The organism is Geodermatophilus chilensis (assembly GCF_002802985.1).
Taxonomy (GTDB): domain Bacteria; phylum Actinomycetota; class Actinomycetes; order Mycobacteriales; family Geodermatophilaceae; genus Geodermatophilus; species Geodermatophilus chilensis.
This window is the reverse complement of the sequence record NZ_NVPT01000184.1, coordinates 1-9,159: the sequence shown is the minus strand read 5'-3', so window position 1 is coordinate 9,159 and position 9,159 is coordinate 1. Positions and strand designations below refer to the sequence as shown.

The 9,159-nt window shown below is 72.3% G+C and carries 10 protein-coding genes; all 10 read right to left on the bottom strand.

What is annotated here, in order from left to right; all coding sequences use genetic code 11:
- Positions 1-442: hypothetical protein (locus CNO22_RS22920; RefSeq protein ID WP_198588543.1), on the bottom strand; the 442-nt coding region annotated here is incomplete at its 3' end.
- A 199-nt stretch (positions 443-641) separates the two neighbouring features.
- A complete protein-coding gene (locus CNO22_RS29390) occupies positions 642-935 on the bottom strand; it encodes a hypothetical protein (protein WP_232807276.1) in 294 nt (97 codons plus the stop codon).
- A gap of 515 nt (positions 936-1,450) precedes the next feature.
- Positions 1,451-1,822, bottom strand: coding sequence for a hypothetical protein (locus CNO22_RS22910; protein WP_232807275.1), 372 nt, complete (start codon positions 1,820-1,822; stop codon positions 1,451-1,453).
- A gap of 104 nt (positions 1,823-1,926) precedes the next feature.
- A complete protein-coding gene (locus CNO22_RS22905; RefSeq protein WP_100501591.1) occupies positions 1,927-3,444 on the bottom strand; it encodes a type IV secretory system conjugative DNA transfer family protein in 1,518 nt (505 codons plus the stop codon).
- Between the two features lie 4 nt (positions 3,445-3,448).
- Positions 3,449-4,741 carry a hypothetical protein gene (locus CNO22_RS22900; RefSeq protein ID WP_100501588.1) on the bottom strand — a complete coding sequence of 431 codons (1,293 nt, stop codon included), beginning with the start codon at positions 4,739-4,741 and terminating at the stop codon, positions 3,449-3,451.
- Positions 4,741-5,049 (bottom strand): hypothetical protein, encoded by a 309-nt coding sequence (locus CNO22_RS22895; RefSeq protein WP_100501587.1) that lies wholly within the window; start codon positions 5,047-5,049, stop codon positions 4,741-4,743. The genes CNO22_RS22900 and CNO22_RS22895 overlap by 1 nt, the downstream gene beginning before the upstream one ends.
- The gene (locus CNO22_RS22890; RefSeq protein WP_198588542.1) at positions 5,046-5,669 is read right to left on the bottom strand and encodes a conjugal transfer protein; all 624 of its coding nucleotides are present in this window, start codon (positions 5,667-5,669) and stop codon (positions 5,046-5,048) included. Before CNO22_RS22890 ends, CNO22_RS22895 begins: the two co-directional genes overlap by 4 nt.
- Positions 5,666-6,811, bottom strand: a complete 1,146-nt coding sequence (locus tag CNO22_RS22885; protein ID WP_100501586.1) for a M23 family metallopeptidase — start codon at positions 6,809-6,811, stop codon at positions 5,666-5,668. Before CNO22_RS22885 ends, CNO22_RS22890 begins: the two co-directional genes overlap by 4 nt.
- Positions 6,812-6,814: 3 nt before the next feature.
- Complete coding sequence (locus CNO22_RS22880) at positions 6,815-8,344, bottom strand: ATP-binding protein (RefSeq protein ID WP_100501585.1); 1,530 nt, start codon at positions 8,342-8,344, stop codon at positions 6,815-6,817.
- A 47-nt stretch (positions 8,345-8,391) separates the two neighbouring features.
- Entirely contained in the window at positions 8,392-9,048 is a 657-nt protein-coding gene (locus CNO22_RS22875; RefSeq protein ID WP_332870100.1) for an SCO6880 family protein, read from the bottom strand.
- Between the last annotated feature and the right edge of the window lie 111 nt (positions 9,049-9,159).

Sequence of the window (9,159 nt, the reverse complement as noted above, 5' to 3'; positions counted from 1 at the left end):
CTTCGGATATGTCCCTAGACAAGACACATCCTTGCTGGTCAGGAGCACCTTTCAGTTGATCAACACCCGGTCCCGCCGCCCTGCCGTGAAAGCCCCGGGTTAGCGCCTCCACCTTGGCCCGCGCTACAGCAACCTTGGCGGCGCCGTCCTCGACGTCGGCCAGCTCCGAGAAGTCGGTCCGGTTCGCCACCTCAAGCATCAGCCGAAGTGTGACAGCCTGGTACTTGTCTTCCCGCCGCATGAGGCGGTCAACGATCTCGTCGACCGCTTCCCGCTTCGGCATAGACTTGAGATCAAGGCCACCCAGCACCTCGGGGCTATCCCGCAGGGCCGTGCGCATGTACCGAGCGAAGCTGCGCTTCCACCAGAAGATCACCGAGAGCGCGTCCCGCAGCGCCTGATATGCGTTCGGCGAGATCTGCTTGGTGGTAGCACCGGGCACGCCCGAATGCTAGCTGCGTCATATGACGGTTACGGACCGCGACGTGTCGCAGGCCGGCGCAGGCAGCCAGGCATGGGGGACTGGCCTGGTTCTTGCGTCGCCCGCCCCAACCGCACAACGGAGCGCTGCTGGCTGCCTACAACGACGAGCGGACCACACCTTGGGCCGCTGCCTGGCGGCATCGTCGCCGCCAGGGTAGCTACGGCCGGGTAGCCAGCAGATTGGAAACCGTGCTGGTGGCGAGCAGGTGCTGTCCCAGGCGAGGATCGAGACGGGCGGCGACACCGGTCAGGTCGGACAGCCGGCCGGCGACGTCGGTGGTCAGCAGGGGTTCGTGGTGGGCCACCCGGTTGCGCAGATCGTGTAGGCGGCCAACCGGCCCATCCACGTGGGCGGCGCGGTCGGTGCCCGACGGGAAGGCATGGTGCAGGGCGGGCACCCACAGCGTCTTCTCGTGCGCGGCCGAGCTGAGGTAGCGCCAGAATCCGAACATCAGCTCGGCGACGACCTTGCCCGACGGGGCGGTCGGTCCGCCGGCGTTGGCGATCGCGTGGCCCAGGTTGTCCCGAAGCTTGTCGTTGACGTCGACGCGACGTCGTCCTCGCGTGCGGAACAGCGGGGGAAAACGGTGCTTCCGGCCAGGGTCCAGTGAGGGGGTCCAGGCCAGCGAGTGACAGAGCGACGTCGTAGGCGTTGCGCAGCCCGACCTCCAGGTGCGCCAGGTCGTGCAGGAGCGCGGCGCTGAGCTGGGCGTTCCACTCGTACAGTGCCAGCGCCCGGGCTCGATCCCCGCTTGCAGCAGCGAGGTAGACCTCGAACCGTGGGGCACTCAACCGGGCCTCCACCCAGCGACCGGCTGGCGGCAAGGCCGAGGGCGTCGGCGTTGTCATCACCTCCCATCCTGGCGTACAGTGATCACGAAAGCCCCGGTGGACCGCTGGCCTCTGGCCATGTCGCCGGGGCTACGTCTTTCCGGGCCCGTCCCGCGCCGGGAAATCGTCGTCCTCGTCATCGAGGAGCGTCGAGAGACGCGACGTAACGGCTCTCGGCAGGCCAGTCCTGGTGCCTGCCGGTGCGACAGGTGCTCTCTCCGAGGCGTTCGGTCATGCGGTCGCTGAACATCGGGAAGGCGTAGCGGTTCCATTCCTCCACCGGCTGTGGACCGGCGGCGTTCTCCGCTGTCCAGCGCAGGACCGCCAGCACCGGCAGCTCGCGCGCGATGTGAGGGTGGCGGGGCCAGCAGGCCGGGACCATGTGCGCGGGGCGCCACGCGTACTCATGATTGATCCACGCGACGACGTCATCGCACCAACTCCAGACTGCGGCGCTGAGCTCGGCGCTGCAGCTGGCCGGCTCCCAGGGACGCTCCAGGTCCGCCACGGCACCTGCTTGGGCCGCTCCCCCGCGGTCACCTCGCCGCACCACCTGCAGGAGCTCGAGCGCGCGAAGGACCGCGAGCGGTGGCAGTGGGAATGGCAGAACGATCACAGGGACCACCCCTCAGGCAGCGATCCGTACGGCCGCTCGGTGCGGTCGTTTTGCCTGGGAGCCAGCCGGTGGTCGCGGGCATAGGCGAGCGCAGCAGCGGTGCGCTCGTGAACATCGACGGTGTCGGCGCGAGCGCGGTTGACGTGCGCGCGGGCGGCATCCAGCTCCGTCTTCAGCCGATCGCCGTCCTTGCCGTCGAAGCAGCGCTGCAACCTGGCGATGATCGGTGGCGCGGTGCCGGCGACGACGAGGGCGTGGCGTTCGGGGATACGTCGGATGTCGCCGGGCCGCAGCACCCGCACGTCCTCACCCGAGCGGGAGGTGCCCACGCCGCTCGGGCCGTCGGTGACGGTCTGCCGGCTGATCCGCACGTCGTCGAGCAGGTCGGACAACTCCCGGTAGAAGTGGATGTCCTTGCCACCGCCGAAGATGACGAGGTTGTTGGTGAGCCCGAACAGCGAGCGGGCCTCGTCTTCGCCGTAGGAGACGACCATCTGTTTCCAGGTCTGGGCGGCGTAGATGAACGACAGGCCGAGCGCCCGTTCGTTGGCCATCCGCACCCGCAGCGTGGGCAGCGGCGTGGTGGAAGGAAGCTCATCGAGACAGGCCAGGAAGCAGGGGGTCAGCCTCCCGTGCGGCGAGGTGGTGGCGGCTCGCAGGGCGGTGTCGAGGACGTGTTCGGCAACGGCAGTCATCAGCGGCGCCGCCGAGGCGTAGGGGTCCTCCCGGCCGAGCAGGTACACGGTTCCCTGCCCGGCGATCAGGTCGACGAGATCGGTCGCCGGCCGTCCGCGCGAAGGCACGCAGCGAGCGCGGATCTCCGGCTGGAAGAACAGCGCCATCGCCTGCTGGACCGTGGTCACGGTGTTGCCGACGGTGTCCGGACTGCCGTGCAGCGCGCCGGCGAGCAGCCCGTCCCAGAACCGGGCGGCGTGCGGGTGCTGCTGCAGGATCTCGGCGGGTTGCTCGGCGGCGACGGGGTTGGCGACCCACTCCAGGACGTGCTCCAAGGTGCGCCCGGTGAGTGCGGCAGCGTGCAGGAAGCCCTGCAGGACCTTGGCCGTCTCCGCGGCGTAGAACCGGGCGGCGTTGTCCTGCCGACCGCCGGTGACCGCTCCGGTGACCGTGCCGGCGGCGAAGGCCTTGGCTCGTCGTTCAGCGGTCTGGGGGTCGACACAGCCGGCGATCGGGTCCCACACCAGCTCGGGCAGCCCCGGCGCGGCGCCGAACGGGTCCAGCACCGCGATGGGGCGCGGGAGGCCGTCGGGGTGTAGAGGTTGCTGGCGTCGTCCGGCGGTCAGCAGCAGGTCGTCGACCTTGGTGAGCGTGGCCAGCCCGGCGCCGCGGTGGGCCAGCAGGGCGGGGGCCAGCAGGTCGAGGGTCTTGCCGGACCCCTGCTCGCCGTAGACGCCGGTGGTGCGGTCGTACCGGCACCACAGCTCCACCCCGTGAGGAATCCGGGATCGGCCCAGCCGCCAGCCGACGTCGGTCGAGTCGAACGCTTGCCTGAGCATCCGGTCAGCGCGCCCGGCTTGGACCGGGCCGGGCTCGGGTCGCCTGCAGCCGCTCATGGGCCTGCTGGAGGGCCTCGCTCAGCGCCACCGGCGTCTGCGGGTCGTCGAGCACCGCCCGGTTCGCGGCCCAGGTCCGCTCCGGGAACCCAGCGGTCGCACGTACAGCGGGGTCGGCTGCCCGATCGGCGACGGCGAGGGAGAGCAGCCGGGCGTTGTGCAGGGCGCCGACGACGGGGCGCAGGTCGGCGGCGTCAGCCCGGACCAGCCCGCTGGGCTGGTAGCCGCGCAGGAACGCGGCCACGCGCTCCTCCCGCGGCGGCATGTCCCTGGCGTAGCCGATCAGGCTTCTGGTGTCGGCCCAGTGCCGGACCGTGCGGTACAGCAGCTGGCCGGCGAAGGTCGGCAGGTGTTGGGCGCCGGCCGCGACCGATGCGCGCAGGGACGTCGTCCAGGTGCTCGGGTCGGACCCGGCGGCGCTGAGGACGGCATGGAGCCGTCCGGCTGCAGTCACGCTGGATGGCGCGTGCTCATGGGGGCGGCGGCTGCCGTCGTCGTACGGACGCAGAGCGGCTCGCACGGCGCGCCAGGCGTCCGATGCCCTCGGCTGCCCGACAGGTGGCGCGTCGGCCGGGCCGAGGCGCTCGGCGGTGGAGCTGAGTGTCTGAGCGGCGACCGTGTACGCCAGTACCTCGGCAACGGATGGTGGATCACTCGCACGGGCGGTCGCTCGGAGGAGGACGCCGACGGCGTCGGGAACCACGAGGGCGGGATCGACCGACGTCTCGGCCGCTGGGCCTGGGACGGGGCGGTCCAGGAGGACGGTGTCGGCCCGGGACGGCGGTTGGAGCGCGGCCGCCTGCTGAAGCAGGACCGACTGATCCTGGACCTGGGTGAGCCACTGTGCCGCCGGACCTGCGTGCAGGCCGGGGGCGATGACTCCAGCCAGCGGTGTCACCGCCTCGGCGACGGCGGTGGCGGCTGCCCAGCGGCCGGTCACGGGGGTGTCCGGGTGCAGAACGGCGAGGGTGTCGGCGGCGGCGGCCGCGAGCCGGCTGAGTGTCCCCTCGGTGACCGGAGCCCGGGCGGAGAGCTCGGTGCACGCGGTGGCGAGAGCGGCGACGCGTTGTTCGCGCTGGTCGCCGGCGATCGGGGAGACGCCGTCGCGTCGTAGCTGGGCCAGCGCTCGGCCGACGTGGCCGAGCGCGGTCGCGGCATCGGCGCGGGCGGCGGGACTGTCGCCAAGGGCGCCTGCGCGGTCGACAAGGGCGTCCAACAGCTGCCCGAGGGAGGTGGCCATCAGCGCGCTGTCCGCAGCGCGCGGTGGCCGTGCTGAGCGGCGGCGAGGACGTCGGGCTGCGCGAAGTCGCGGGCGGGCAGGTTGCCGAGCATGCGCAGCGCCTGCTCGATCAGCCGGTCGGGGTCGGCACTGTCGGCCGTCGCGGGCACAGGGTCGCTGGGCGGCCCCAGAGTCGTGGCAGCGGCGAGGCAGTGCAGCTGGGCTGACGGCCCCGCCTTCTCGTTGCGGGCGGCGGCGGCGAACAGCGCCGCGGCCTCGGCCCGGGCGGCCGGCAGGTCCGACTTGTGGCCGTTGTCGGTCGAGTTCATCGAGGGGACTCCTTCGTCGAGGCGGGTGGGCGCGATGTCCGGGCCGACGGTGCTGGAGAGGCCGACCCCGAGTCGGGGATCGGGACGGATCTGGGGGCACGACCGCGGATCGCGCCGCGGCCTGTGGACAGGAGGCGACGGAGGTGTCCTCGGCCGTTCCCGGACGGATAGCGGTCGGGGCGGATGACTGCTCGGCCGGCGCGGAGCTGGTTCAGCCCGAGGGCTTGCTCGGTCTCTCTGCGGGTGGCCATGCCGCTGCGGGCGTCGCCGGGTCGGCGGTAGCGGGCGGCCAGCACCGCGGTGGTGACCGCGGCGGTCAGCAGGACGAGTTCGGCGACCGCGACACAGGCGTACACCGGGACGGGCCCGGCGACCTGGCGCAGCTCGTCAGGCGGCAGGCCGCGGCCGGGATGGCCGTGCAGGAGTCCGCCGAGGACGCGCGTGACCGTGTCGCTTCCGTGCGGCCACACCCAGCCACCGCCCCACAGCGCCGAGGCGACCCCGAGTCCGGCCAGAGCCGCGAGCGCGACAGCGATCAGCGCGCCGCCGGCCGCCACGACGGCCAGCTCCCACCCCCGGCCCACCGGCTGCGGATCGCGACGCCGGGGCGGCGTGGTCACGCGCCGGCCCCCGCTTGGACGGCCAGGTCGACTCCGCGGTCAGCCAGCCAGGGCATGGGATCGACGGGTGCGCCGTCGAGGCGGACCTCGAAGTGCAAGTGGACGCCGGTGCTGTTGCCGGTGGAGCCCTGGAAGCCGAGCAGCGCACCCGCGGTGACCTGCTGCCCGGGAGTGAGGGTGTAGCCCGAGAGATGGGCGTAGCGGGTGGTCACCCCGGCGCCGTGGTCGAGTTCGACGAGGTTGCCGTAGCCGCCCAGGCCGAGGTTGCCGTCGCGGTCGCAGTAGGCGCTGGTGCATGCGGCGGTGAGCACCGTGCCGGCCGCGGCGGCGTACACAGGGCTGTTGCGGAGCCCGGCGAGGTCGACGCCCGCGTGCTGGCTGCCCCAGCGAGGCCCGAAGCCCGAGGTGAGGATGCCGGCGCTGGGGCGGGCCCACGCCCCGTCCGGCACCGACAGGGCGGGGCAGACGCCGTCCACCGCGCCGGCCGGGTCCGCAGCCGCCGCCTGGGACGCGGGCCACAGCATCGCGGTGAGTTGCCGAGCGAGTGGCTCCCAGCGGGCGTAGGCGTCTCCGTAGGCGGAGACCTGTACGGCCTGCGCGGCCCGGGTCAGCGGGATGGTCTCCCAGTTCGGCACGTCGACGAGCCGGGTGTAGAAGGCCTCGGCGGCGTAGACGGGATCCATCAGCTGGGCGACGGTGCCCCAGTCGGCGATCCAGCGCTGCTGGAAGGTGTTGACGCTGTCGTGGTCGGAGCCGAGCCCGTCGTGCGGGTAGGTCAGGCTGGTGGCGGTCACCGCGGCCTGCTGGGCGGTGAGTTTGGGGCTGCTGCCGTCGTTGGCCAGCATCCGCAGCCGCGACTCCTGCCAGGCGGTGGCCAGCGCCACCGTCGTGGCGTACGGAGGCAGGCCGCGCGCGGCGGCGACGTCGGCGATGGTCTGCGCGTGGCCCATCTGGACGGCGTCCAGCGCGATGCCGGCGACGGTGACGCCGGTGCCGCCGGCCCCGCAGGTGGTGTCAGGGCGGGTGTCGCTGGTGGCTACCCCGCCGAGGAGGAGCAGCACGGTCGACACCGCCAGCAGGGGCAGGACGAAGACTGCGGCAACCGCCGTCGTCACCGTCCCGCCGGCGTCCGTTCCAGCCATCGACTACGCCACACCCGCCCGGCGGGCGGCCACCGAAGCGTCCTCCACCCCGCCCGACGTCCCAGACGTGGACGTCGTGATGGCGTCGTTGGTGTCAGTCAGGGCGATGTCGATCGGGGTGCGGACGGTCTGCACCTTCGCGACGTGGCTCCCGACCAGCCACAGCGCCCGCCCTCTGGCGGCGGCGGCCCAGTCGGTGACGATGCGCTCGGCCATCGGGTTGAGTCCGAGCAGCTCGGAGAGATCGTCGCTGATCTGGTCGTCCTGGCCGAGCAGCACCTTGGTGGCGCACAGGTGCAGGAGGTCCTTGGCGATCGCCACGGCCTGGCTGCCGGCATCGCCGACGGTGAGCATGTCCGACGGCTTGTGTGCGACGACGACCTGAATGCAGCCGTCGTTGCGGGACAGTCGCAGGTCCGCGTCCAGGGACTTGACCGCGTCGGCGCCGAGGCGCATCTGCTTCCAGCACTCGTCGCGGATCACGATCCGCAGGTCCCCGGGGTCGGCGAGCTGGGTCATCGCCCGGCCCCAGGAGTTCAGGCAGGTGAGAGCCAGGCCGACCGCCTCGTCGCCGAGCGGGTCCAGCCGAGACAGCGACAGTGACTGGATGGGGGCGCGCCAGTCCACCGAGATGGTGGTGGGTGCGTCGAACAAGCCCGCCAGGTGTCCGGTGACCAGCGCTCCGAGTGCGTCGCGCACCGGTCGGGTCTCGTCCAGGAACTGCTGGCTCGTCGCATAGCGGCAGGAGTCGACGAGTTCGGCACTGGGCGCGCGCAGGGCCTCCCACAGCTGCGAGATGGTGATCTCGCGCATCCGGTCGGCGCCGGTGGTGTAGCCGGTCAGGTCGCGGATGACCTGGCCGACGGCGGTCTCGGCTGTCGGCCCGAACGGCACGTGCTGGGACCCGACCAGTCCACGGATGAGCAGCAGCCAGCGGGAGAACACCATCGCCGCGCGGCGTTGCGCCTCCGCGCGGGGCAGCCGGGTCCAGTCGTTGCCCAGCGGACCGAAGTCCAGCGGATTGATCCGCGCGGACAGCCCATGACCTACGGCGTGCGGCTGCACCTCCAGCGCCCGGCACAGCGGCTCGTACTCGTCCTTAACGTCGCCGAGGATCAGTGTGCGGTAGCCGTAGGCCATCTGCCGCAGAGCGAACATCTTGACCGTGCCGGACTTCCCGCGGCCGGGCGCACCGAACAGGATCACGTTCGGGTTGGTGACGCCGGCGATTCCCTGCAGCGTCCAGCCGATCGGATCGACGGAGAAGGCGCCGCCGGAGAGGTAGTCGATGCCCAACAGCGCGCCGGTGGGAGGCAGCCCGTCACCGGCGATCAGCGGCCACACCCCGCCAACCTGTTCGGACGTCATCCGGTAGACGGCCAGCGGCGCGGGCACGGTGCACCAGCCCGTCGCCTGTCCGATCCGGCCGCGCCGGCCGACGAGGAAGGAGAAGGGGTCGCTGTCTTCCGACGCAGCCGGTGGTGGGGCCAGCGGCGGCAGCTGGTGCCCGAAGTCGGAGACCAGCTGCGCCACTCCCCTCCCCCGCGCGCCTCTCGGCCCGCGGCCGGCGCGTCGGCCGGTCACTTCACGCCTCGGCGTCGGGGCAGGCCGATCCCGAGCGGGATGCAGGCGGCGGCGAAGCCGGAGTCCTGAGCCAGGTCCAGCCGCAGCGGCTTGAAGCCGCTGCCGGTGATGCTGGCCTCCAGCCGCCGGCCGTAGTCGGTGATCGACCAGGTTCCGGGCACGGTGACCGCTGCGGCGATGCCGACCCGGACGAGCGCGTTTCCTTCGGCGAGCCGGACGTCTTGGCCCTCGACGCGGGCTGCGTCGCGGCGGTGCGACGCGCGGACCTTGAAGCCGCCGCGGCGTCGAATCTCGGTCGCCAGCTCGGAGCTCATCGACTCGTTGCCCACCAGGCGGTCGGCCTTCGCCGAGCTGATGGGCTCGAAGAACACGGTGGCGCACCGCCGCTCCCCCGCGGTCGTGGGGGTCAGCACGGGGGCGAGCGCGCCCATGACGGCGCCCTTGTCGGGCAGCAAGACGGTGCAGGTGGCCGAGTGCCAGGCGTCGTGAACGTAGTGGCGACGCTCCGGAACCGGGGCGGCGGTGGGTCCGGCAGCGGCCATCGGCAGAGCTGCGGCAACCCGCGGATCGGAGCTCGCGGCGAACTCGGCGGCCGTGAGACCAGCCCGCTCACCGGGGGCGAAGCCGGTGCGGATGGCGGCGGCTAGGCCCAAAGCCGTTCACTTACAACGTGTTGAGAAAGGGCTCAGGAAGCTCGTGCTGGCTGCCAGGGACGGCGGCCGGGAGCCGGTGCGAGTCGGCGGGCCATCAGCCCGATCATGGCC

What these genes read in the sequence shown, in the direction of transcription:
- CNO22_RS29390 (WP_232807276.1), bottom strand. Translation starts at nt 935, where the DNA reads ATGTTCGGATTCTGGCGCTACCTCAGCTCGGCCGCGCACGAGAAGACG.
- CNO22_RS22905 (WP_100501591.1), bottom strand. Translation starts at nt 3,444, where the DNA reads ATGCTCAGGCAAGCGTTCGACTCGACCGACGTCGGCTGGCGGCTGGGC.
- CNO22_RS22900 (WP_100501588.1), bottom strand. Translation starts at nt 4,741, where the DNA reads ATGGCCACCTCCCTCGGGCAGCTGTTGGACGCCCTTGTCGACCGCGCA.
- CNO22_RS22895 (WP_100501587.1), bottom strand. Translation starts at nt 5,049, where the DNA reads ATGAACTCGACCGACAACGGCCACAAGTCGGACCTGCCGGCCGCCCGG.
- CNO22_RS22885 (WP_100501586.1), bottom strand. Translation starts at nt 6,811, where the DNA reads ATGGCTGGAACGGACGCCGGCGGGACGGTGACGACGGCGGTTGCCGCA.